Here is a 21,363-nt window from a genome sequence, read left to right as displayed (position 1 = left end):
CGCAGTCCTGACGAACTACATCATGTTCGCGCTGTCGGTGGCCGTCCTGATCACCGCGGTCGCCGCATTCGGAAACGCCGCCACTCAGCGGCCGGACGCCTACACCGCGACGGGCAAGCTCACCAAGCCCACCTGGCTGGCGATCCTGGGCGGCGCGATCCTGCTGGCCGTGCTGGGCATCTACGGCGGCTCGGTGTTCGCCGCGGCCATCGCCGCGGCCGCCGCCGGTGTCTACTTGGCCGATGTCCGCCCGAAACTGCTGGAGATCCAAGGCAAGCGATGACCCTCGCCCGGGCGGCCGCGATCGCCGCTATACCGGTCGGCGCGGCGCTGGCCCTGGCCGGACCTGCCGCCGCCGACACCGGAGGCCAGGGCATCGAACTGGTGTCACCGCCGCCGTACGTCGAGCGGACCGAGTGGGTGACCAGGGATGGCCGCGCGTCACTGCGGGTGTACCCCACGGCGTCGGCGCGCATCGAGTCCGTGCGACCGCTGAGCGGGGAAGCCCCCGGCCGGGAAGCCTGGTCGGAGGTGCTGGCCGCCGCCCCGGACGCCGACACCCCCGGCATGCGCGCGCAGTTCCTCTGCCACTGGCACTGGGCCGAACTCGGCCAGCCGGGCAAGACCAGCTGGAACCTCGAGCCGTGGCGGCCCGTCGTCGACGACGCCCAGATGGTGCTGGACCACTGCAACCCGGGCGACGCCGAGGAGCCCTTCTAGGCCAATAGGCCGGAGGTCAGCGGATCGAGGCGAAGCAGGGGTCGTCGTTGCCCTTCGGGATGTCGGCGTTGGCGGTGGAGAACCGCGCCTGCACACCCTCGGACGTGACGGTCACGCTGTCGGCCTTGATGCCCATCGGGTAGTCCTTGGTGAGCCGCTCGGTGGCGTCGTCGAGCACAGGCTGGATGCTCTCCCGGGGCAGGATGGCGCCCAGACCGGTCAGTCGCAGCACCTCCAGCGAGATCCCGCCGTCGACCAGCTTCGGCTGGGTGACGATGGTGGCCAGCCCGGCGTCGACGGAGATGGTGCCGGCGCTCGGGTCGGTGGTGACCTCCGAGATCATGCTTCCGCCCACCGGCAGCACGCCCGACAGAGTCTGCTTGATGCCCTCGCTGGTCCACTTCACGTCGGCCACCAGCGACCCGATGGTGCCCGCCGCGTCAGCGGTCTCGTTGAGCTTCACGTCCTTGATCTCGATCTGCAGCGACATCTGGGTGGCGTCCCGGACATTGTTGCCGTCGGTGTGGATCGAGATGGACGAGTAATCACGGGTGAAGTGCTGGATCAGGAACGGCGGCATGGTCCCGAACGACGCGCTGGCCTTGTCCTGCACCACGCACTGCACGACGCCGGCCACGATGTGGTTGGCGCGGTTGCGGGCGTACAGCTCGCCGCCGACCAGCCCGGCCAGCCCCAGCGCGATCACGATCACCAGCACCAGAACCACCGACAACGGGTCCTTCAGGAACCCGGCCAACCGACCCTGGGATTTCGCCTTCGGCTCGATCTTCTTCGGCGCCGCCGGCGCGGCCACCGGCGCGTCGCCGGCTGGCTGGTGCGCGCCCGGGCGGGGCAGCTGCTGGGTGGCCGGCTCGCCATGTGTGCGGGGCAGCGCGGTGGTGGGCTCCTCGCCCGGCTTCGGGATCCGGGCGGTGGGCTGCGCCTCGGCGCCGGGCGGCCGCGACCACTGTTGGTTGCCGGGCTGCTGGGACGGGTTCTGCTGGCCACCGGGGTGCGAGGGGCCGTGCGGCGGATACGTCACCTGGGCGATTCTGCCTTATCCGGCTGAGGGCGCCCCGCACGGTTTGCCAGAACCCCCAGCTGCGCGCGGGCCGCCCGAACCTGTTCGGGGTCGACGTCGGCCAGCAGCAATGCGGCCTCGGGACCGGCGACGAGGACCTCCTCGCCCAGCGGAGAGGCCAGCAGGCTGCCGCCGACGCCGGTCGGGCCGGCGGCGGCCACCTCGTCGCCGGGATAGCCCTGGTCGACGGCCGCCACGAACCCCGCGGTGTCCAACGCCCGAGCCCGGGCCAGCAGGTTCCACTGCGCCAACTTGCCCGGCCCGGGCCCCCAGGAGGCGCTGACCGTGATCAGCTCCGCGCCGCGGTTCGCCAGCTCCACGTACAACTCCGGGAACCGGATGTCATAGCAGGTGCTGAGCCCGACGGTGACGCCGTCGACGGTGATCACGGTGGGCCGGTGACCCGGCGCGACGGTGCGCGACTCGGCGAATCCGAACGCGTCGTAGAGGTGGATCTTGTCGTAGCGGGCCGCCACCCCCGGGCCGGTGGCCAGCAGCGTGTTGGTGACCCGGCGGTCGTCGTCATCGGCCGGGCAGAACATGCCGGCCACCACGGTGATCTGCGCGTCGGCGGCGATCGCCCGGACCGCGTCGGCCCAGCGGCCGTTGAACGGTTCGGCGACCTCGGCGAGCGGGACCCCGAACCGGCACATCGTCGCCTCGGGAAACACCACCAGCGACGCCCCGGCGTCGGCCGCCCGATGGGTGTGGTCGGCCAGCACCGCCAAGTTGGCTGCCGGGTCGACTCCGCTGATGATCTGGGCCAGCGCGATCCGCATTCGTCCAGGGTAGGTCAGCGCACCGGGGCGACGGCAGACCACGGGACGGTCAGCACCGCGTCGCGCAGCGCCCGGCGCTGCGGCTCGATCGGCGTGCCGGCCTCGGTCAGCTCCGCGAGCATCGCCCGCCAGCGCGCCCGCGGCCCGAACACCCCGTGGCCGGCGGCGTTGGCCCAGGCCCGGTCGGCGGCGCGCAGCAGGTCGTGGATGGGTTCGCCGTCGACATTGCGGTGGATCAGCGCCTTGGGCAGCCGTTCGGCCAGATCCGACGGTCGGTCGATGCGCCGCGGATCACAGGCCAGGGTCAGGCTGACCGGCCCGGCGGCATCGAGCAGCACCCAGGCGCAGCGTCGGCCCAGCTCGTCACAGGTGCCGTCGACGATCAGCCCGTCGGCGGTGACGCCGGCCCGCAGCCGCGCCCAGGCGGCGAGCACCTCGTGCTCCGGGTACTGGCGCAGCACGTTGAACGCCCGGACCAGCACCGGGCGCAGACCCGCCAGCTCGAATCCGCCCAGTGCGAAGTCCACGCCGTCGCCGGCCGCCGCGGCCGCCGTCGCCACCCGCTCCGGGTCGATCTCCAGACCGGTCACCCGCAGGTCGGAACGCACCGCGCGCAGTCGCGCGGCCAACTCCAGCGTCGTCACTGGCAGCGCCCCGTAGCCCAGGTCGACGACCAGCGGATCGGCCGCCTCGGTCAGCACGCGACGAACCCGGGGGGAGTGCGCGAGCCAGCGGTCGCAGCGACGCAGCCGGTTGACGCCGGTGGTGCCGCGGGTGATCGCCCCGACCGGTTTGGGCATCGGTCAGGAGCGACCGGTGAGCCACTCGGTGGTGAAGCGCTGCTCGTAGGCGATCAGCTCCCGCAGCTGGCCGCCCAGCATCTCTTCGATCTTCCCGCCCACCAGTGGGATCCGGACCTCGACGGACACGGTGAGCTGCAGGTGCGATCCCGCGTGGGCGGGGGACAGCGTGCCGTTGCCGGCGAGTCGCACCGGGGCGCCGGGCACCGCCCCGGTCACCGTCGCCGTCGAACTGCCGCCGGAGACCGGGGACCAGTGCTCGCTGCGTTCGACGCGCAGGTCACCGGGATACACCTGGCGCACCAGCGCAGGCAAGGTGTCGCTGTCGAGCACCTCGGTGGTGCGCACCGTGATGGCGCCGTCGGAATCGCGGGTCAGCTGGTCGAGGTGCGCTTCGCCGGTGGAGGCGTCCAGCCGGGCCAACCAATAGCGCTCGTCGCCGAACGCCGCGAGCACGGTCGGCACGCTGCTGGCGTAGTCGGCGGCCATGTCGAATGAGCGTGGCATAGCTGGTCAGGCTACCGTTAGCCCCCGTGACCGGTGCACGCTACGCGGGCGCGGCGGTGGCCGAGCAGGCCCCGCTGGCTTCCTTGACGACCCTGCGCACCGGGCCGGTGGCCGATCGGTTGATCACCGCCGTGAGCACCGAGCAGATCGTCGCGGCCGTCACCGAACTCGACGCCGAAGGCGCCGCCCCGCTGCTGCTGGCCGGCGGGTCGAACGTGGTGATCGCCGACGACCTCGCGGGCCTGGCGGTGCTGCGGCTGGCCAGCGCCGGGATCACCGTGGACGGCAACCTGGTCCGCGCCGAGGCCGGCGCGTGTTGGGACGACGTGGTGACCGCCGCGCTGGCCGCCGGCCTGGGCGGACTGGAATGCCTGTCCGGGATCCCCGGATCGGCAGGCGCCACGCCGGTGCAGAACGTCGGCGCCTACGGCGTCGAGGTGGCCGACGTGATCACCCGGGTGCGGCTGCTGGACCGGCGCACCGGCGAGGTGTCCTGGGCGCCGGCGCAGCGGCTGGCGTTCGGCTACCGCACCAGCGTGCTCAAGGGCAGCGACGACGCCGTCGCGCTGGAGGTCGAGTTCGCCCTCGACGACGCCGGGCGCAGCGCCCCGCTGCGCTACGGCGAACTGAGCGCCACCCTGGGCGTGGAACCTGGCGGGCGTGCCGATCCGCAGCGGGTCCGCGAGGCGGTGCTCGCGCTGCGCCGTGGCAAAGGCATGGTGCTCGACGCCGAGGACCACGACACCTGGAGCGTCGGTTCGTTCTTCACCAACCCGGTGGCCCCCCGCGCGGTGTACGACGCGGTGTGCGCCGCGGCCCCCGGACCGGTGCCCAACTATCCGGCGCCGGGTGACCAGGTGAAGTTGGCCGCGGGCTGGCTGGTGGAGCACGCCGGCTTCGGCAAGGGTTATCCCGACGCCGCGGCACCGGCCAGGTTGTCGACGAAACACGCTCTGGCGCTTACCAATCGGGGTTCGGCGAGCACTTCGGACATCCTGGCGCTGGCGCGGGCGGTGCGCGACGGGGTGGCCGAGAAGTTCGGCATCACCCTGGTCCCCGAACCGGTGCTGATCGGCGCCCAGCTTTAGCGGCAGGCCCGCTGCGCAAAGCCTCCGCAGGCTCCGGCTTCGCTAGCGACCTACCGGGGCGCTTGATCCCGCGGCCGCATCACGATCCGGTCCAGCGCCACGTGCGACGGCCGCGACGCCACGAACCCGATCACCTCGGCGACATCCTCGGCGACCAGCGGGGTCATCTTGGCGTAGATGGCGTCGGCGCGCTCGGAGTCGCCGTCGAAGCGGCGCAGTGAGAATTCGGTCTGCACCGCGCCGGGCAGAATCTCGGTGAGCCGCACCGGTTTGCCGAGCAGCTCCAGCCGCAGGGTCCGGTGCAGCGCGGACTCGGCGTGCTTGGCCGAGGTGTAACCCGCCCCGCCGACGTAGGTCTCGAACGCCGCGACCGAGGTCACCGTGACGATCAGGGCGTCGCCGGAGTCCAGCAGCGCCGGCAGCAGCGCCCGGGTCACCCGCAGCGTGCCCAGCACGTTGGTCTCCCACATCCAGCGCCAGTGCTCGATGTCGGCCTCGTCGATCGGCTCCAGCCCGCGGGCCCCGCCGGCGTTGTTCACCAGCACCGACAACGGACCCGGCAGTCGCCCGACGGCGTCGGCCAGCGCGTCCACCGACTCCTGGTTTGTGACATCGGCCACTACCGAGGCGCCGCCGATCTCCTCGGCCAACTCGGTGATGCGGGCCGCGCGGCGCGCCGCCAGCACCACGTGAAAGCCCTGTGCGGCAAGGGTTCTGGCGGTGGCCGCGCCGATCCCGGAACTGGCGCCGGTGACCACCGCGATGGGCTGGGCCGAATTTGGGTCGCTCATCGGGCCAACTGTAATCAGCGTGCTAAATTCTCATCCATGTTCACCGGACACCCTGCCGCCGCGCACGTCGGCATGTGTTGTTGTCCCGGTTTCTGCTGCGCCTGACGTCTGAAGGTCGGCGCGGCGCAGGTCCCCGCCCCGACTTTTTCAAGGACAACTCCTCGTGCGCACCGCTGTTTCCACCCCCGTTGCCGTTTCCACCAGCACTGCCGATTCCGCTCCCGTCCGCCCGGTGACCGCCGCGGCCAGGGCGGCCCATCCCACCCGGCTGCACCCGGTTCGGCCGCGGCGCCATGTCGTCTCCCCGGCCCTGCAGGTCGCCGAATCCGCGAGCGCCGCGGTGTTCGGCGCGGTCCGCGCCCGCGGGCCGATCGCCCGCGACACCATCGCCCGCTCCACCGACCTGTCCATCGCCACGGTCAACCGCCAGGTCACCGCGCTGCTGGACGCCGGCTTGCTGCGGGAACGCGCCGACCTGACCATCGCCGGGGCGATCGGCCGCCCCCGGATCCCGGTCGAGGTCAACCACGAGCCGTTCCTCACCCTCGGGGTGCACATCGGCGCCCGCAGCACCAGCATCGTGGCCACCGACCTGCTCGGCCGGGCCCTGGACGCCGTGGAAACCCCGACCCCGCGCGGCGGCCAGCAGGTCGCGCTGGCCGCGGTCGCCGCCAGCGCGCAGCGTTACCTCACCCGGTGGCGGCGCCGGCGGGTGCTGTCGGTCGGTGTCAGCATCGGCGGCACGGTGCACAGCGCGACCGGCTACGTCGACCATCCGCGGCTGGGCTGGACCGAGGCGCCGGTCGGGCCGGTGCTGGCCACCGCGCTCGGGTTGCCCACCTCGGTCGCCGCGCACGTCGAGGCGATGGCCGGCGCGGAACTGCTGCTGGGCCGGACGGGGCCGGAGCGCGGCAGCGCTCCGCGACTCGGAGACGACGCCACCCGGCTCTACGTGTACGCCCGCGAGACCGTCGGGTACGCCCTGGTCATCGGCGGTCGGGTGCACAGCCCGGCCAGCGGTCCCGGCACCATCGCGGGGCTGCCGGTGCGCAGCGACCTGCTCGGCGGCGACGGGACGCTGGAGGCCACCGTCAGCGACGAGGCGGTGCTGACCGCCGCCCGTCAACGCGGCGTGGCCGCCGCAATCGACGGCGTCGCGGCGGTGCTGGCCGCCGCCCGCGGCGGCGACGAGACGGCCGCCGCGCTGCTGCGCGAACGCGCCCGGATCCTCGGCGAATCCACGGCCCTGCTGCGCGATCTGCTCAATCCCGACGAACTCGTCGTCGGCGGACAGGCGTTCACCGACTACCCCGAAGAACTGCCCACCCTGCGGGAGGCGTTCGCGGCGCGCAGCGCGCTCGCGCCGCGGGCGATCCGGCTGACGACATTCGGCAACCGGGTGCAGGAAGCCGGCGCCGGCATCGTGTCGCTGAGCGCCCTGTTCAGCGACCCGATCCGGGCGCTGCGCCGGGCGCAGTGAGCGCGCGGCGGGCCGCCATCGCCCGTCGTGCCAATATGGGAGGGTGCGCGCAGCCGTCATCTCCGTCCACACCTCGCCGTTGGCGCAGCCCGGCAAGGGCGACGCCGGTGGGCTCAATGTGTACGTGTTGCAGAGCGCGCTGAACCTGGCCCGGCGTGGAGTGGCGGTGGACATCTTCACCCGGGCCACCAGCTCCGCGGACCCGGCGGTGGTCGCGGTGGCGCCCGGGGTGACGGTCCGCAACGTCATCGCCGGCCCGTTCGAGGGCCTGGACAAATACGACCTGCCCACCCAGCTGTGCGCGTTCGCCGCCGCGGTGCTGCGCGCCGAAGCCGCGCAGGAACCCGGCTACTACGACGTGGTGCACTCGCACTATTGGCTGTCCGGGCAGGTTGGCTGGCTGGCCGCCGACCGGTGGGCGGTGCCCCTGGTGCACACCGCGCACACCCTGGCGGCGGTGAAGAACGCCGCGCTGGCCGACGGCGACATCCCCGAACCACCCTTGCGCGCGGTCGGCGAGCAGCAGGTGGTCGACGAGGCGGACCGGCTGATCGTCAACACCGCGATCGAAGCCGACGAACTGGTCGCGCTGCACAATGCTGACCCCGACCGCATCGACGTGGTGCACCCCGGTGTGGATCTCGAGGTGTTCACCCCCGGCGACAGGACCGCCGCGCGGGCCGCGCTGGGGCTCGGCGACGGGCCGATGGTCGCGTTCGTCGGCCGGATCCAGCCGCTGAAGGCCCCCGATGTGCTGCTGCGGGCCGTAGCCCAACTCCCGGACCTGCAGGTGGTGGTGGCCGGCGGGCCGTCCGGATCCGGGCTGGCAGCCCCCGACGGGCTGGCCGAACTGGCTGCCGACCTCGGTATGGCCGACCGCGTCACGTTTCTGCCGCCGCTGCCGCGCGCGGAACTGGCCGACCTGTACCGGGCCGCCGACCTGGTCGCGGTGCCCAGCTACTCGGAGTCCTTCGGACTCGTGGCGGTGGAGGCGCAGGCCTGCGGCACGCCGGTGGTCGCCGCGCGGGTGGGTGGTCTGCCGGTCGCGGTGCGCGACGGCGTCACCGGGGTGCTGGTCGACGGCCATCGGCCCGACGACTGGGCTGCGGCGCTCGGCGCGGTGCTGTCCTCCGGCCGGCTGGCTGAGATGGGCCGCGCCGCCGTCGAGCACGCCGGCGGGTTCTCCTGGGGTCACACCGCCGACGCGCTGCTGGAGTCCTACCGGCGGGCCATCGCCGACTACGGTCGGGAACGGCAGCGCGCCGCCGGGCTGGCGCTGCGGGCCCGCCGCGATGGCCGGCGGTGGAACCTACGAAGGGGAGTTCGCGCGTGAGGCAGCACAAGGCATGAGCGCCGCCGTGGAAAAGCTGATCGCCGACGCCCTCGACGAGCGCGAGTTGACCTACCAGCGGTTCCCGGGCGCGCACGGCGGGCTGCCGGGCCTGGTGGTCGAACTGCCCGGCGAACGCAAGCTCAAGACCAACACCATCCTGCAGATCGGCGAGCATTCGGTGCGGGTGGAGGCGTTCGTCTGCCGCCAGCCCGACGAGAACTTCGAGGGCGTCTACCGGTTTCTGCTGAAACGCAACCGGCGGCTGTACGGGGTGGCCTACACGCTGGACAACACCGGCGACATCTACCTGGTCGGGCGGATGGCGCTGGAAGCGGTGACCGCCGATGAGATCGACCGGGTGCTCGGGCAGGTGCTGGAGGCGGTGGACTCCGACTTCAACACCCTGCTGGAACTCGGCTTCCGCAGTTCCATCCAGAAGGAATGGGCCTGGCGGGTCGACCGCGGCGAGTCGCTGAAGAATCTGCAGGCCTTCGAGCACCTGATCGAGGAGTGAGGCGGGTTCTTGGTGCGCGAGCGAACCCTCGGGTACGCGTGAGAGGATTCCTGGCATGGGAACCTCGACGCTGGTGCTGCTCCGTCACGGCGAGAGCGAATGGAACGCGCTGAACCAATTCACCGGGTGGGTGGACGTCCACCTGACCGAGAAGGGCCGCTCCGAGGCGGTCCGCGGCGGTGAGCTGATGGCAGAGGAAGGCCTGCTGCCGGACGTGCTCTACACCTCGCTGCTGCGTCGCGCGATCACCACCGCCAACCTGGCGCTGGACGCCGCGGACCGGCACTGGATCCCGGTGCACCGCGACTGGCGGCTCAACGAGCGCCACTACGGCGCGCTGCAGGGCCTGGACAAGGCCGCCACCAAGGAGAAGTACGGCGAAGAGCAGTTCATGGCGTGGCGGCGCAGCTACGACACCCCGCCGCCGCCGATCGAGAAGGGCAGCGAGTTCAGCCAGGACGCCGACCCGCGCTACGCCGAGATCGGCGGCGGGCCGCTGACCGAGTGCCTGGCCGACGTGGTGGCCCGGCTGGTGCCGTACTTCCAGGAGACCATCGTTCCGGACCTGCGGGCCGGCAAGACGGTGCTGGTCGCCGCGCACGGCAACTCGCTGCGCGCGCTGGTCAAGCACCTCGACAACATGTCCGATGACGCCATCACCGGCCTGAACATCCCGACCGGCATCCCGCTGCGTTACGACCTCGACGAGAACCTCACGCCGCTTGTCGCGGGCGGGGTGTACCTGGATCCGGAGGCCGCCGCCGCCGGCGCGGCCGCGGTCGCCGCCCAGGGCGCCAAGAAGTAGCCGCGCCGTCGCCGGGGCGACAAACACCACCGGCCCGCGAACACCGGGTGAACGTCGGTGAACGCTGCCTGAACAGCCGCGCTGATGGCTGTGATCTGTGCCGAGAATGGCCGCACGCTGCTGGGATGACGTTCATCGGGGCCGTACGATTTGCCCGTGAGTTTGTTGGCGGCAGTTCTGCTCGCCGGTGTCACGACGGCCGCGGGCGTCGCCATCGGGCTGGCCTTGTCGCCGCGGTTGGCCGAACGCCGCCGGATCGCCGACGCCGAGCAGGCCGGGATGACAATGTCGGAACTCCTCGCTGACATCGTCGCCCGCGCCCCGATCGGCGTCGCCGTGGTCGACAAGTTCCACGATGTGGTCTACGCCAACGACCGCGCCGCCGAGCTGGGGCTGGTCCGGGACCGCCGGCTCGACGACCGGGTGTGGCAGGCCGCCCAGCGCACCCTTGCCGACGGCCGCGACACCGAGGTGTCCCTGCTTGCCGGGCGCCGCGCCGCTCAGGGCCGCTCCGGGCTGTCGGTGCGGGTCCAGCTTCGCCGGCTGGACGGCGCCGACCCCCGATTCGCCCTGATCTACGCCGACGACCAGTCCGAGCTGGCCCGGGTGGAGGCCACCCGGCGGGACTTCGTCGCCAACGTCAGCCACGAGCTCAAGACCCCGGTCGGGGCGATGGGAGTGCTGGCCGAGGCGCTGTTGGAGTCGGTCGACGACCCCGAGACGGTGCGCCGGTTCGGCACGAAGGTGCTCGCCGAGTCGCGCCGGCTGGCAGGCATGGTCGGCGAGCTCATTGAACTGTCCCGGTTGCAGGGCGCCGACCCGCTGCCCGACCTCGGCGAGGTCGACGTCGACTCGGTGGTCGCCGAGGCGGTCAAGCGCAACAAGGTGGCCGCCGACAACCACGAGATCCGCATCGTCACCGACGCCGCCAGCGGTCTGACCATGCTGGGCGACCACACCCTGTTGGCCACCGCGGTGGCCAACCTGATCTCCAACGGGATCGCCTATTCACCGCAGCGTTCGACGGTGTCGATCTCCCGTCGCCGCCGCGGGGACCTGATCGAGATCGCGGTCACCGACCGCGGCATCGGCATCGCCAAGGACGACCAGGAGCGCGTCTTCGAGCGCTTCTTCCGCGTCGACCAGGCCCGCTCCCGCGCCACCGGCGGGACCGGCCTGGGGCTGGCGATCGTCAAACACGTGGCCGCCAACCACAACGGGACGATCCGGGTGTGGAGCCAACTCGGCACCGGATCCACCTTCACCCTCGCCATCCCGGCCTGGCCGGAGACCGATGAACAAGCCTGAAAAGAAAGTGAGTGATCACGCGATGACCAGTGTGCTGATCGTCGAAGACGAAGAGTCTTTGGCCGACCCGTTGGCCTTCCTGTTGCGCAAGGAGGGATTCGAGGCGACCGTGGTGACCGACGGGCCCTCGGCGCTGGCCGAGTTCGAGCGTTCCGGCGCCGACATCGTGCTGCTGGATCTGATGCTGCCCGGAATGAGCGGCACCGACGTCTGCAAGCAGCTGCGTGCGAAATCCGCGGTGCCGGTGATCATGGTGACTGCGCGCGACAGCGAGATCGACAAGGTGGTGGGCCTGGAGCTGGGCGCCGACGACTACGTCACCAAGCCCTACTCCGCGCGTGAGCTGATCGCCCGGATCCGCGCGGTGCTGCGCCGCGGCGGTGAGGGCGACGCCATCGGCGGCGACGGGATCCTGGAGGCCGGGCCGGTGCGGATGGACGTCGAACGCCACATCGTCACCGTCGGCAACGAGCCCATCACGCTGCCGCTCAAGGAGTTCGACTTGCTCGAATACCTGATGCGCAACAGCGGCCGGGTGCTCACCCGCGGCCAGTTGATCGATCGGGTGTGGGGCGCGGACTACGTGGGGGACACCAAGACCCTCGACGTCCACGTCAAGCGGTTGCGCTCCAAGATCGAGGAGGACCCGGCCAACCCGGTCCGCCTGGTCACCGTGCGAGGGCTGGGCTACAAGCTCGAGGGCTAAGCCGGGCTAAGCCCGCTTCTTGCCGCAGCGGCCCTGCGCGGCCGTCGTCGCCGGATGCACGGCGACCAGGCCCAGCTGGGAACGCCGGCGGCACAGCGCGGCCAGCGCGTCGTAGGCGTTCTCGCCGATCAGCTCGATGAGCTCGGGCCGGTAGGACTCGTAGACCGGCCGCGCCCCGGTGTGCGCGTCCGGGTCGCTGGTGCAGTACCAGTGCAGGTCCGCGCCGCCGGGACCCCAGCCGCGGCGGTCGTACTCGGTGATGGTGGTCTTCAGGATCTCCGCGCCGTCGGGCCGCTGCACCCAGTCCTGGCTGCGCCGAACCGGCAGCTGCCAGCACACCTCCGGCTTCATGGTCAGCGGCTCGACGCCCAGTTCCAGCGCCTTGCTGTGCAGCGCGCAGCCCACCCCGCCGGCGAACCCGGGCCGGTTCAGGAAGATGCAGGCGCCCTTGTGCTTGCGGGTCCGCAATTGCGGCTCCCCGTCGTGCTCGTCTTCCTCCAGGTAGCCCTTGCGGCCCAGTCCCTTGTCGCGGTACTGCCAGTCGTCGGCGCCAAGGCGCTTCACGGCGTCGTCGAGTTTGGCGCGGTCGTCGTCGTCGGACAGGAACGCGCCGTGGCTGCAGCAACCGTCGTCGGGACGGCCCGCGACGGTGCCCTGGCAGGCCGGCGTGCCGAACACGCAGGTCCACCGCGACAGCAGCCAGGTGAGGTCCGCGCAGATCAGATGTTCGGGGTCATCCGGATCGGCGAACTCGACCCATTCGCGCGGGAAGTCCAGCGCCACCTCGCCGGGGTGTTCAGCAGACCACGCGTTCACGGCTGTCACCGTAGTGGCTAACCGACCCCGCCCGCGACACGCCGGGTGTTAGCCGACTAATTTGTCATCGTGCGATTGGGCGTGCTCGACGTGGGCAGCAACACGGTTCATCTGCTGGTGGTGGATGCCCGTCGCGGCGGTCACCCCACACCGATGAGTTCGACGAAATCGGCGCTGCGGCTGGCCGAGGCGATTGACGACTCCGGCAAACTCACCCGCAAGGGCGCCGACAAGCTGGTGTCGACGGTGAGCGAGTTCGCCACCATCGCCGCGAGTTCGGGCTGCGCGGAGCTGATGGCGTTCGCGACCTCCGCGGTCCGCGACGCCACCAACTCCGAGGCGGTGCTGGCCCGGGTGGCCGAGGAGGCCGGGGTCAACCTGCAGGTGCTCTCCGGCCGCGACGAGTCGCGGTTGACCTTCCTGGCGGTGCGCCGCTGGTACGGCTGGAGCGCCGGTCGGATCATCAACCTGGACATCGGCGGCGGGTCGCTGGAGCTGTCCAGCGGGGTCGACGAGGAACCCGACGTGGCGCTGTCGCTGCAGCTGGGCGCGGGCCGGTTGACCCGGGACTGGATCACCGAGGATCCGCCGGGCAAGCGTCGGGTGGCGATGCTGCGTGACTGGCTGGACGTCGAACTGGTGGAGCCGGCCAAGGAGGTGCTGGCCGCCGGGTCGCCCGACCTGACCGTCGCCTCGTCCAAGACGTTCCGTTCGCTGGCCCGGCTGACCGGGGCGGCGCCCTCGGGCGCGGGACCGCGTGTCAAGCGGACGCTGACAGCCAACGGTCTCAGACAGCTCATAGCGTTCATCTCTAGGATGACCGCAGCTGATCGGGCAGAGTTGGAAGGGGTCAGCAGCGAGCGGGCGCCACAGATCGTGGCCGGCGCCTTGGTCGCCGAGGCCAGTATGCGGGCGCTGTCGATCGACACCGTCGACATTTGCCCGTGGGCGCTTCGCGAGGGCCTTATCCTGCGCAAGCTGGATAGTGAAGCCGACGGCACCGCACTGGTGGAGACGCCGGTGCGGGATGCTGGTCGAGGTGCCGACGAACCTCGTTCCGGTGGGACGAAAGGCGGGAAACGATGAGCGACGCAGACGACACCAAGCGGATATCGGTGGCCGAGCTGCTGGCCAAGAACGGCACCATCGGCTCGCCCCCGGTGGGCGGGCGTCGCCGCCGGCGCCGCGGCAACGCCGACGCGGTGACGGTCGCCGAATTGACCGGCGAGATCCCCATCATCCGGTCCGGCGCCATGCCGATCGTCACCGACAAGGACCTCAAGGACGCCGGGTACGAGTCCGCGCCCGAACAGGTGGAGGAGCCGCCGGCCGAGGCGCTGGCCCCGGAGTCGGAGATCTTCGAAGAGGCCGTCGAGGTCGAAGAGATCATCGCCGAGGATGAGCCCGCGGTTGCCGAGGAGCCCGCCGCCGCCGAGCCCGCCGCCGAGCCCGAGCCCGAGCCGGAAGAGCCCGAGGAGTCCGTCGCCGCGGTCGAGGTGCCGCCGCAGCGCTCGTCGCGCCCGTCCCCGCGCCGCGGCGGTGACCGCCGTCCCGAGCGCAGCCCGGACTTGCGTCCGCTGCGCCGCAGCCTGCGCTCCCGCCCGGCTCCCAAGACCGAGGAACCGGCGGAGGAAACCGTCGTCGAGGAGCCGCAGCCCGCGGCGGTGGCGGCCGTCGAGGTCGAAGACGCCGAGTGGATGAGCCCGGACCTGGCCGATGAGGTCGCCGTCGTCGACCTCGAGCTGGACGCCGATGCCGACGACGCGCTGTTCGGCGGTGACAGCGTCGCCGACGAACTGGCCCGCCGGCGGGTCAACGGCGAGCCGGAGATCGTGCTCGACGACAGCGACGCCGTCGACGAGGACGAAGCCCCGCCGCCCTCGCACGATCAGCCCGGTTTCGGGCACAAGCTGCTGCGCGGGCTGGCCATCGCCGCGCAGTCCATCCTCGCGGTGGCGCTGGGGGGCGGGCTGTTCCTGGCGTTCCTGCGGCTGTGGGAGTGGCAGAACATCATCGCGCTGGTGCTGTCGGTGCTGGTCATCCTCGGACTGGTGGTCGGCGTGCGCATCGTGCGCAAGACCGAGGACATCGCCAGCACGCTGATCGCCGTCGTGGTGGGCGCCCTGATCACGCTGGGTCCGCTGGCCCTGCTGCAATCGAGCTAGTGCGCCCCGCGATCAAAGTCGGCCTGTCGACGGCCTCGGTCTATCCGCTGCGCGCCGAGGCCGCCTTCGAATACGCCGCCCGGCTCGGTTACGACGGCGTCGAGCTGATGGTGTGGGCGGAATCGGTCAGCCAGGACATCGACGCCGTGGCCCGGCTGTCCCGCAAGTACTCGATGCCGGTGTTGTCCGTGCACGCCCCGTGCCTGCTGATCTCGCAGCGGGTGTGGGGCGCGAACCCGATCGCCAAACTGGACCGCAGCGTGGCCGCGGCCGAGAAACTGGGCGCGCAGACGGTGGTGGTGCACCCGCCGTTCCGCTGGCAGCGGCGCTACGCCGCCGGCTTCTCCGATCAGGTCGCCGAACTGGAGTCGCGCAGCGACGTGCTGGTCGCGGTGGAGAACATGTTCCCGTTCCGCGCCGACCGGTTCTTCGGCACCGGCGCGCCGTCCATCGAGCGGATGCGCCGCCGCGGCGGCGACCCGGGCCCGGGGATCTCGGCGTTCGCGCCGTCCTACGACCCCCTGGACGGCGATCACGCGCACTACACGCTGGACCTGTCGCACACCGCGACGGCCGGCACCGACGCGCTGGAGATGGCCGCCCGGATGGGATCCGGTCTGGTGCACCTGCACCTGTGCGACGGCAACGGCGCGGCGGCCGACGAGCACCTGGTGCCCGGCCGCGGCGCGCAACCGACCGCGCAGGTGTGCCAGAACCTGGCCGCCGGGGACTTCAACGGCCACGTCGTGCTGGAAGTCACCACCTCCGCCGCCCGTGACGACGCCGAGCGGACCGCGCTGCTGGCCGAGTCGCTGGAGTACGCGCGCACCCACCTCATGCGTTAAGTGTCGCGATAGGGTTCTCGGCCATGGCGAGAATCGCGATCATCGGTGGCGGAAGTATGGGCGAGGCGATCCTGGCGGGTCTGCTGCGCAGCGGCAGGCAGGTCAAGGATCTGGTGGTGGCCGAGAAGGCCCCCGCGCGGGCCAAGCATCTGGCCGGCAGCTACGGCGTGCAGGTCACCGACAAGGTGTCCGACGCGGCCGGCCACGCCGCCTACGTGATCGTGGCGGTCAAGCCCACCGACGTCGCCTCCGCCGTCGCCGCCATCTCCGAGGCGGCCGCGGTCGCCGAGGACAACGGCACCGAGCAGGTGTACATCTCGGTGGCGGCCGGAGTGTCCACCGCCTTCTACGAGTCCAGCCTGCCGGCCGGGGCCCCGGTGATCCGGGCGATGCCGAATGCGCCCGCCCTCGTCGGCGCCGGTGTCACCGCGCTGGCTCCCGGGCGCTTCGCGACCCCGGAGCAGCTCGAAGAGGCCGCCACCCTGTTCCGGGCCGTCGGCACCGTCGAAACGGTCTCCGAGGCGCAGATGGACGCCGTTACGGCGCTCTCCGGTTCCGGCCCGGCGTACTTCTTCCTGGTGGTCGAGGCGTTGGTCGACGCGGGGGTGGCCTCCGGGCTGAGCCGCGCGGTGGCCACCGACCTCGCGGTGCAGACGATGGCCGGGTCGGCCGCGATGCTGCTGGAGCGACGGGAATCGGATCGCTCCGCGGCCGACGGCGCGCAGGCGCACGCGGTCGACACGTCGGCCGCCCAATTGCGCGCGACGGTGACCTCTCCGGGCGGCACCACCGCCGCGGGCCTGCGGGAACTCGAAAAGGGCGGGCTGCGGGCGGCCGTCGCCGCGGCCGTGGACGCCGCGAAAACGCGGTCTGAGCAGCTGGGAATCACACCCGAGTAGTTCAAGAATTTTCAACGGATTACCCCACACCCGTCGCAGTAACCCCATCAGTCCCGCTATTCTCCTCGTGGAAGCACGCGTTCGCTCCAGCGGTGGGGAAGCCGCTGGAACGGCCGTGCCTGACTGATTGGGTTGCGATGACGTCTATGAACGGACCATCGGGTGGCGCCAAGGGCGCGCGTGACGGGGCCCCCGAAGGGCAACCGGCGGCAACGACGCAGTTTCTGACCGTCGCCGAGGTCGCCGCATTGATGCGGGTGTCAAAGATGACGGTGTACCGGTTGGTGCACAACGGCGAACTGCCCGCGGTCCGGGTCGGACGCTCCTTCCGGGTGCACGCCAAGGCCGTGCACGACCTGCTGGAGACCTCCTACTTCGACGCCGGCTGAGAACGTCCACACCCGTCGATCGTGCGTGTGACCGGCCCGTTTTCGGGTTCACGCGCTCTCTTCGGTAAGGTGACCGGGTTGAGTCAGGAGCGGCGCATGGCGTCGCGTGGGTAGACAGCGGAGTTATGGGTTCAGTCATCAAGAAGCGGCGTAAGCGGATGTCGAAGAAGAAGCATCGCAAGCTGCTCCGCCGCACCCGGGTTCAGCGCAGAAAACTCGGCAAGTAGCGCTTGTGGCGGCCCGACGCGCACCCGGTCACGGCGTGCGCTCGGGTCGTCATCTCGTCTGTACCTGCCGGTAACACCCGCGCCCAACGCGCTCGGTACCCTATCGGGATGGAGTCGGGACACCGCGGCGTGAACGAGGCAGCAGGGCCCCCCAAGGTGGTGCTGGTCACCGGCGCCTGCCGATTCCTCGGCGGCTATCTGACCGCCCGGTTGGCGCAGAAATCCGACATCGAGCGGGTCATCGCCGTCGACGCCTTGACCCCGAGCAAGGACATGCTGCGCCGGATGGGCCGCGCCGAATTCGTGCGCGCCGACATCCGCAATCCCTTCATCGGCAAGGTGATCCGCAACTACGACGTCGACACCGTCGTGCACGCCGCGGCCGCGTCCTTCGTGCCGCGGTCCGGCGGCCGCGCCACGTTGAAGGAACTCAACGTGATGGGCGCGATGCAGTTGTTCGCCGCCTGCCAGGCCGCCCCCACGGTGCGGCGGGTGGTGCTGAAATCCACCTCCGAGATTTACGGTTCGAGCGCCTATGACCCGGTGGCCTTCACCGAGGACAGCAGCGCCCGCCGGCCGCCGCGGGAGGGATTCGCCCGCGACAGCATCGACATCGAGGGATACGCCCGCGGGCTGGGCCGCCGTCGCCCCGACATCGGGGTCACCATCCTGCGGCTGGCCAATATGATCGGCCCGGCCATGGACACCGCACTATCGCGCTACCTGGCGGGCCCGGTGGTGCCGACCATCGCCGGCCGCGACGCCCGGCTGCAGCTGCTGCACGAGCAGGACGCGCTGGGCGCTCTGGAGCACGGCGTGGTCGCCGGCCGGCCCGGAACCTTCAACGTCGGCGCCGACGGGATCATCATGATGTCCCAGGCGATCCGCCGGTCCGGCCGGATCGCGCTGCCGATGCCCGCGTTGGGGTTGCGGCTGATCAGTTCGGACATCACCGAGGATCAAGTGGATTACATGAGCTACGGCCGGGTGATGGACACCGTTCGGATGCGCGCTGAGCTGGGATTCGGGCCCAAGTGGACGACGCTGGAGGCGTTCGACGACTACGTCCGCGGCCGCGGACTGACTGCCATCCTGGACCCGCGATGGGTAGTCTCTGTGGAACGACGCGCGGTGGCGATGGCCCAGCGCCTGGGGAGCTGATATTCACGCCGGAATCGGGCCGGCGAAACAAGCGGTGGGGAGAAGGTGGACGTGGCGAACAGTTCTGAAGCGAATGTGATTCCGCTGCATGGCAATTCGGGCCGCGCCGGGGCGAGTCGACGTAGTGCGCAGCGGGCCGAGGCGGCTCGCCGCCACCCATCGTTGGCGGATCAGCAGGCCACCGCCGAGGAGTTCGCCGGGGTCGTGTTCGACCTGGAGGGCCGAAATCTCACCGCCGCCGCCGAACCCAACGAACTGTCGCAGCGGATCGCCTCGGTGGCCGACTTCCTGCGCAAGCGGTTGACCGGTGACTACGTCGTCGACGAGTTCGGCTTCGACCAGCATCTCAACGACGGCGTGATCCTGCCGTCGCTGCGGCTGCTGTTCAACAACTGGTTCCGCGTCGAGGTCTCCGGGGTGGAGAATCTGCCGCGTGAGGGCGCCGCGCTGGTGGTGGCCAACCACGCCGGTGTGCTGCCGCTGGACGGCCTGATGGCCTCGGTCGCCGTGCACGACCACCACCCCGCGCACCGCGACCTGCGGATGCTCGCCGCGGACCTGGTGTTCGACGTCCCCGGGCTGGGGCAGGCCGCCCGCAAGGCTGGCCACACCATGGCCTGCTCGGCCGACGCGCACCGGCTGCTGGCCGCCGGTGAGCTGACCGCGGTGTTCCCCGAGGGCTACAAGGGTCTCGGCAAGCATTACCGGGACCGCTACAAGCTGCAGCGATTCGGCCGCGGTGGGTTCGTGTCCGCCGCGCTGCGCACCAAGGCGCCGATCATCCCGTGCTCGATCGTCGGGTCCGAGGAGATCTACCCGATGATCGCCGACCTCAAGCCGCTGGCCCGGCTGCTGGGCCTGCCGTACTTCCCGATCACGCCGTTCTTCCCGTTCGCCGGGCCGGCCGGGTTGATCCCGTTGCCGTCGAAGTGGCGCATCGAGTTCGGCGCGCCGATCGAGACCGCCGACTACGACGAGGCCGCCGCGGATGACCCGATGGTCACCTTCGAGCTGACCGACCAGGTGCGCGAGACCATCCAGCAGACCCTGTACCGGCTGCTCGGCCAGCGCCGCAACACCTTCCTGGGTTAGAGCCCAAGCGGTTAGAGCCCGAGGCGGGCGGCGATGGCCTTGGTCTGCTCGTCGAGCTCGGCGTCGCTGGCGGCCTCACCGATCATGGTGACGATGCTGGTCATCACGGGTTCGCCGGCGGCGTTGGTGACCTCGGCGCGCATCTCGACGATGACGGTGCCGTGCGACTCGATGATCGAGTCCAGGTAGGAGTCGAAGAACAACTTGTCGCCGACCTTCACCGGGCGGTGGTACTTCCACTTCTGGTCGCGGTGGATCACCCGGGCGATGTTCACCCCGACGTCGAACTTCTTGAACATCTCCAGCTGCACCTGCCGGCCGGCCACCGCGACGAAGGTCAGCGGGGCGACGGCGGCGTCGTGGCCGAGTTCGGACGCGGCGTCGGCGTCGAAATGCGCCGGGTGCTCGTCGAACACGGCCCGGGCGAACTCGCGGACCTTCTCGCGGCCGACCTCGAAGTAGTCCGGGTAGCGGTAGTGCGTTCCGATGATGTCTTCGGCGATGACCATGTCAGTTCTGCTCGTCTCTTCCGCGCGTGCCCGCCGCTGCCGGCAACTCGATTCAGCGGCGAAGTTTACCGGCTCAACGCCGGTCGTTGCGGCGTGATGCCAGCGCGGCCAGCGCTCCGCCCGCCGCCCCCAGCGCCAGCGCCGACGGCACGCCGATCCGGGCGGCCTTGCGCGCGGTGCGGAAGTCGCGGATCTCCCAGCCGCGCTTGCGGGCGTACTCGCGCAGATCCCCGTCGGGGTTGATGGCGACCGCGGTGCCGACCAGCGACAGCATCGGCACGTCGTTGTAACTGTCGGAGTACGCGGTGCAGCGCCGCAGGTTCAGGCCCTCCCGGATGGCCAGCGCGCGCACCGCGTGCGCCTTGCCCGGCCCGTGCAGGATGTCGCCGACCAGCCGGCCGGTGAACACCCCGTCCACCGACTCGGCGACGGTGCCCAGCGCGCCGGTCAGCCCGAGCCGGCTGGCGATGGTGGCGGCCAGCTCGTAGGGGGTCGCGGTGACCAACCACACCTGCTGGCCGGCGTCCAGGTGCATCTGCGCCAGTTCGCGGGTGCCGGGCCAGATCTTGTCGGCCAGGATCTCGTCGTAGATCTCCTCGCCGAGTTCGACCAGCTCGGAGGTCGGGCGGCCCTCGATGAAGGACAGCGCCTTGCGCCGGCCCTCGGCGACGTCCTCGCTGTTCTCCTTGCCGGTGAGCTGGAACTTTGCCTGGGCGTAGATGAACTTGGCGATGTCGAGATAGGTGAAGTAGTCCCGGGCCGCCAGACCGCGGGCGAAATGCACCAGCGAGGAGCCCTGGATCAGGGTGTTGTCCACATCGAAGAACGCGGCGGCGGTCAGGTCCGGCGGCGGCGGGGTCCGTTCGCCGAAGGCGTCGGTGTCAAGTCGGGCGTTCTCCAGGCGTGCCTTCTCCAGATCGGCCAGCGCCATCTCGGCGCTCGGCGCGCCGCCGGCAGCCGTCTCGGTGTCGTCGGTCATCGCTCCCCTGCCTCGCCTCGCCTGGACCAATATCGTATCGGGCACACTGGGCCGGGTGGAGCGCGCACGTGTGGAATTGCTGACCCGGGCCGGCTGTGTGATCTGCCAACGATTGGCCGGGGAGTTGATGGCGCTGGCCGACGAACTGGGCTTCGAGCTGGCGGTCACCGATGTCGACGAAGCCGCGGCGGCGGGGGAGCCCGCCCTGCGGGCGGAGTTCGGCGACCGGCTGCCGGTGGTGTTGCTCGACGGCGTCGAGCACAGCTATTGGGAGCTCGACGAACCACGGCTGCGCCGGGATCTGGCCGCCCGCCGACCCTGACCAAGGGCGCCCTCGCCTCGCTGACCACGCGGTTTGACGGCCGTCGA

General features: G+C 71.1%; 26 protein-coding genes. 18 read left to right on the top strand and 8 right to left on the bottom strand.

The genetic code is table 11. From position 1 onward, the window contains the following. Window positions 1–22 precede the first annotated feature (22 nt). Window positions 23–283 carry a DUF2516 family protein gene (locus L2Z93_RS17030; protein ID WP_090588903.1) on the top strand — a complete coding sequence of 87 codons (261 nt, stop codon included), beginning with the start codon at window positions 23–25 and terminating at the stop codon, window positions 281–283. Further along, window positions 280–720, top strand: coding sequence for a DUF2599 domain-containing protein (locus tag L2Z93_RS17025; RefSeq protein WP_090588621.1), 441 nt, complete (start codon window positions 280–282; stop codon window positions 718–720). Before L2Z93_RS17030 ends, L2Z93_RS17025 begins: the two co-directional genes overlap by 4 nt. 16 nt (window positions 721–736) lie before the next feature. On the opposite strand, the gene L2Z93_RS17020 is transcribed toward L2Z93_RS17025, so the two are convergent. The 4 genes from L2Z93_RS17020 to L2Z93_RS17005 are packed head-to-tail and all read right to left on the bottom strand — an operon-like array spanning window position 737 to window position 3,887. After that, window positions 737–1,762, bottom strand: coding sequence for an LmeA family phospholipid-binding protein (locus L2Z93_RS17020; protein WP_090588620.1), 1,026 nt, complete (start codon window positions 1,760–1,762; stop codon window positions 737–739). After that, entirely contained in the window at window positions 1,759–2,580 is an 822-nt protein-coding gene (locus tag L2Z93_RS17015) for a carbon-nitrogen hydrolase family protein (protein WP_090588619.1), read from the bottom strand. Before L2Z93_RS17015 ends, L2Z93_RS17020 begins: the two co-directional genes overlap by 4 nt. Window positions 2,581–2,594: 14 nt before the next feature. Next, entirely contained in the window at window positions 2,595–3,380 is a 786-nt protein-coding gene (locus L2Z93_RS17010) for an SAM-dependent methyltransferase (protein ID WP_090588618.1), read from the bottom strand. A gap of 3 nt (window positions 3,381–3,383) precedes the next feature. Continuing rightward, the gene (locus tag L2Z93_RS17005) at window positions 3,384–3,887 is read right to left on the bottom strand and encodes a DUF2505 domain-containing protein (protein WP_090588617.1); all 504 of its coding nucleotides are present in this window, start codon (window positions 3,885–3,887) and stop codon (window positions 3,384–3,386) included. A gap of 26 nt (window positions 3,888–3,913) precedes the next feature. Here L2Z93_RS17005 and L2Z93_RS17000 point away from each other — a divergent pair, with 26 nt between their 5' ends. Further along, window positions 3,914–4,975: a UDP-N-acetylmuramate dehydrogenase gene (locus tag L2Z93_RS17000; protein WP_090588616.1), complete on the top strand. Its 1,062-nt coding sequence runs from the start codon at window positions 3,914–3,916 to the stop codon at window positions 4,973–4,975. A gap of 50 nt (window positions 4,976–5,025) precedes the next feature. On the opposite strand, the gene L2Z93_RS16995 is transcribed toward L2Z93_RS17000, so the two are convergent. Then, on the bottom strand, window positions 5,026–5,766 hold the full coding sequence (locus L2Z93_RS16995) for an SDR family oxidoreductase (RefSeq protein WP_090588615.1): 741 nt from the start codon (window positions 5,764–5,766) through the stop codon (window positions 5,026–5,028). Between the two features lie 232 nt (window positions 5,767–5,998). Between L2Z93_RS16995 and L2Z93_RS16990 the strand changes: the two genes are divergently transcribed. The 6 genes from L2Z93_RS16990 (at window position 5,999) to L2Z93_RS16965 (ending at window position 11,912) form a co-directional block, all read left to right on the top strand. Continuing rightward, the gene (locus L2Z93_RS16990) at window positions 5,999–7,246 is read left to right on the top strand and encodes an ROK family transcriptional regulator (RefSeq protein WP_234786096.1); all 1,248 of its coding nucleotides are present in this window, start codon (window positions 5,999–6,001) and stop codon (window positions 7,244–7,246) included. A gap of 43 nt (window positions 7,247–7,289) precedes the next feature. Further along, window positions 7,290–8,579, top strand: a complete 1,290-nt coding sequence (gene mshA / locus L2Z93_RS16985; RefSeq protein WP_090588613.1) for a D-inositol-3-phosphate glycosyltransferase — start codon at window positions 7,290–7,292, stop codon at window positions 8,577–8,579. A 13-nt stretch (window positions 8,580–8,592) separates the two neighbouring features. Continuing rightward, window positions 8,593–9,093 carry a type III secretion system chaperone family protein gene (locus L2Z93_RS16980; protein ID WP_090588612.1) on the top strand — a complete coding sequence of 167 codons (501 nt, stop codon included), beginning with the start codon at window positions 8,593–8,595 and terminating at the stop codon, window positions 9,091–9,093. A 55-nt stretch (window positions 9,094–9,148) separates the two neighbouring features. Continuing rightward, complete coding sequence (locus L2Z93_RS16975; RefSeq protein ID WP_090588611.1) at window positions 9,149–9,898, top strand: phosphoglyceromutase; 750 nt, start codon at window positions 9,149–9,151, stop codon at window positions 9,896–9,898. 156 nt (window positions 9,899–10,054) lie between these two features. Then, the gene (locus L2Z93_RS16970) at window positions 10,055–11,206 is read left to right on the top strand and encodes a sensor histidine kinase (RefSeq protein ID WP_090588610.1); all 1,152 of its coding nucleotides are present in this window, start codon (window positions 10,055–10,057) and stop codon (window positions 11,204–11,206) included. Between the two features lie 22 nt (window positions 11,207–11,228). Next, window positions 11,229–11,912 carry a winged helix-turn-helix domain-containing protein gene (locus tag L2Z93_RS16965; RefSeq protein WP_090588609.1) on the top strand — a complete coding sequence of 228 codons (684 nt, stop codon included), beginning with the start codon at window positions 11,229–11,231 and terminating at the stop codon, window positions 11,910–11,912. Between the two features lie 6 nt (window positions 11,913–11,918). Here L2Z93_RS16965 and L2Z93_RS16960 read toward each other — a convergent pair whose 3' ends face one another. Next, window positions 11,919–12,728 (bottom strand): DUF3109 family protein, encoded by an 810-nt coding sequence (locus L2Z93_RS16960; RefSeq protein ID WP_090588608.1) that lies wholly within the window; start codon window positions 12,726–12,728, stop codon window positions 11,919–11,921. 69 nt (window positions 12,729–12,797) lie between these two features. On the opposite strand from L2Z93_RS16960, the gene L2Z93_RS16955 reads away from it, so the two are divergent. The 8 genes from L2Z93_RS16955 (at window position 12,798) to L2Z93_RS16920 (ending at window position 19,506) form a co-directional block, all read left to right on the top strand. Further along, a complete protein-coding gene (locus tag L2Z93_RS16955) occupies window positions 12,798–13,814 on the top strand; it encodes a Ppx/GppA family phosphatase (RefSeq protein WP_090588607.1) in 1,017 nt (338 codons plus the stop codon). Continuing rightward, window positions 13,811–14,893 (top strand): Rv0497 family membrane protein, encoded by a 1,083-nt coding sequence (locus tag L2Z93_RS16950; RefSeq protein WP_090588606.1) that lies wholly within the window; start codon window positions 13,811–13,813, stop codon window positions 14,891–14,893. The genes L2Z93_RS16955 and L2Z93_RS16950 overlap by 4 nt, the downstream gene beginning before the upstream one ends. Then, entirely contained in the window at window positions 14,893–15,738 is an 846-nt protein-coding gene (locus L2Z93_RS16945) for a sugar phosphate isomerase/epimerase family protein (protein WP_090588604.1), read from the top strand. The genes L2Z93_RS16950 and L2Z93_RS16945 overlap by 1 nt, the downstream gene beginning before the upstream one ends. 23 nt (window positions 15,739–15,761) lie before the next feature. Further along, entirely contained in the window at window positions 15,762–16,637 is an 876-nt protein-coding gene (proC, locus tag L2Z93_RS16940; protein ID WP_090588602.1) for a pyrroline-5-carboxylate reductase, read from the top strand. Between the two features lie 137 nt (window positions 16,638–16,774). Further along, window positions 16,775–17,026: a cell division/environmental response transcriptional regulator gene (locus L2Z93_RS16935; protein ID WP_090588600.1), complete on the top strand. Its 252-nt coding sequence runs from the start codon at window positions 16,775–16,777 to the stop codon at window positions 17,024–17,026. Between the two features lie 125 nt (window positions 17,027–17,151). After that, window positions 17,152–17,253 carry a 30S ribosomal protein bS22 gene (locus L2Z93_RS16930; protein ID WP_003402602.1) on the top strand — a complete coding sequence of 34 codons (102 nt, stop codon included), beginning with the start codon at window positions 17,152–17,154 and terminating at the stop codon, window positions 17,251–17,253. Window positions 17,254–17,361: 108 nt separating this feature from the next. Then, window positions 17,362–18,414 (top strand): NAD-dependent epimerase/dehydratase family protein, encoded by a 1,053-nt coding sequence (locus tag L2Z93_RS16925; protein ID WP_162561897.1) that lies wholly within the window; start codon window positions 17,362–17,364, stop codon window positions 18,412–18,414. A gap of 51 nt (window positions 18,415–18,465) precedes the next feature. Continuing rightward, window positions 18,466–19,506, top strand: coding sequence for a lysophospholipid acyltransferase family protein (locus L2Z93_RS16920; RefSeq protein ID WP_090588902.1), 1,041 nt, complete (start codon window positions 18,466–18,468; stop codon window positions 19,504–19,506). 11 nt (window positions 19,507–19,517) lie between these two features. Here the strand turns inward: L2Z93_RS16920 and L2Z93_RS16915 are convergent, their stop codons facing one another. Continuing rightward, window positions 19,518–20,015 (bottom strand): FAS1-like dehydratase domain-containing protein, encoded by a 498-nt coding sequence (locus L2Z93_RS16915; protein ID WP_090588595.1) that lies wholly within the window; start codon window positions 20,013–20,015, stop codon window positions 19,518–19,520. A 73-nt stretch (window positions 20,016–20,088) separates the two neighbouring features. Beyond that, window positions 20,089–20,994: an HAD family hydrolase gene (locus L2Z93_RS16910; protein ID WP_090588592.1), complete on the bottom strand. Its 906-nt coding sequence runs from the start codon at window positions 20,992–20,994 to the stop codon at window positions 20,089–20,091. A gap of 70 nt (window positions 20,995–21,064) precedes the next feature. Here L2Z93_RS16910 and L2Z93_RS16905 point away from each other — a divergent pair, with 70 nt between their 5' ends. Beyond that, window positions 21,065–21,316: a glutaredoxin family protein gene (locus tag L2Z93_RS16905; protein ID WP_370745872.1), complete on the top strand. Its 252-nt coding sequence runs from the start codon at window positions 21,065–21,067 to the stop codon at window positions 21,314–21,316. Window positions 21,317–21,363 lie beyond the last annotated feature (47 nt).

The organism is Mycolicibacterium brumae (assembly GCF_025215495.1).
GTDB classification, from domain to species: Bacteria; Actinomycetota; Actinomycetes; order Mycobacteriales; family Mycobacteriaceae; genus Mycobacterium; species Mycobacterium brumae.
Note: the sequence above shows the minus strand (reverse complement) of the source record. Positions and strands in the feature narration are given on the sequence as shown.

Coding starts and splice junctions, on each gene's coding strand:
- L2Z93_RS16935 (WP_090588600.1), top strand. CDS start 16,775: ATGACGTCTATGAACGGACCATCGGGTGGCGCCAAGGGCGCGCGTGAC.
- L2Z93_RS16915 (WP_090588595.1), bottom strand. CDS start 20,015: ATGGTCATCGCCGAAGACATCATCGGAACGCACTACCGCTACCCGGAC.
- L2Z93_RS17015 (WP_090588619.1), bottom strand. CDS start 2,580: ATGCGGATCGCGCTGGCCCAGATCATCAGCGGAGTCGACCCGGCAGCC.
- L2Z93_RS16910 (WP_090588592.1), bottom strand. CDS start 20,994: ATGACCGACGACACCGAGACGGCTGCCGGCGGCGCGCCGAGCGCCGAG.
- L2Z93_RS17025 (WP_090588621.1), top strand. CDS start 280: ATGACCCTCGCCCGGGCGGCCGCGATCGCCGCTATACCGGTCGGCGCG.
- L2Z93_RS16965 (WP_090588609.1), top strand. CDS start 11,229: ATGACCAGTGTGCTGATCGTCGAAGACGAAGAGTCTTTGGCCGACCCG.
- L2Z93_RS16925 (WP_162561897.1), top strand. CDS start 17,362: ATGGAGTCGGGACACCGCGGCGTGAACGAGGCAGCAGGGCCCCCCAAG.
- L2Z93_RS16995 (WP_090588615.1), bottom strand. CDS start 5,766: ATGAGCGACCCAAATTCGGCCCAGCCCATCGCGGTGGTCACCGGCGCC.
- L2Z93_RS17005 (WP_090588617.1), bottom strand. CDS start 3,887: ATGCCACGCTCATTCGACATGGCCGCCGACTACGCCAGCAGCGTGCCG.
- L2Z93_RS16980 (WP_090588612.1), top strand. CDS start 8,593: ATGAGCGCCGCCGTGGAAAAGCTGATCGCCGACGCCCTCGACGAGCGC.
- L2Z93_RS17030 (WP_090588903.1), top strand. CDS start 23: ATGTTCGCGCTGTCGGTGGCCGTCCTGATCACCGCGGTCGCCGCATTC.
- L2Z93_RS17010 (WP_090588618.1), bottom strand. CDS start 3,380: ATGCCCAAACCGGTCGGGGCGATCACCCGCGGCACCACCGGCGTCAAC.
- L2Z93_RS16930 (WP_003402602.1), top strand. CDS start 17,152: ATGGGTTCAGTCATCAAGAAGCGGCGTAAGCGGATGTCGAAGAAGAAG.
- L2Z93_RS16975 (WP_090588611.1), top strand. CDS start 9,149: ATGGGAACCTCGACGCTGGTGCTGCTCCGTCACGGCGAGAGCGAATGG.
- proC (WP_090588602.1), top strand. CDS start 15,762: ATGGCGAGAATCGCGATCATCGGTGGCGGAAGTATGGGCGAGGCGATC.
- L2Z93_RS16950 (WP_090588606.1), top strand. CDS start 13,811: ATGAGCGACGCAGACGACACCAAGCGGATATCGGTGGCCGAGCTGCTG.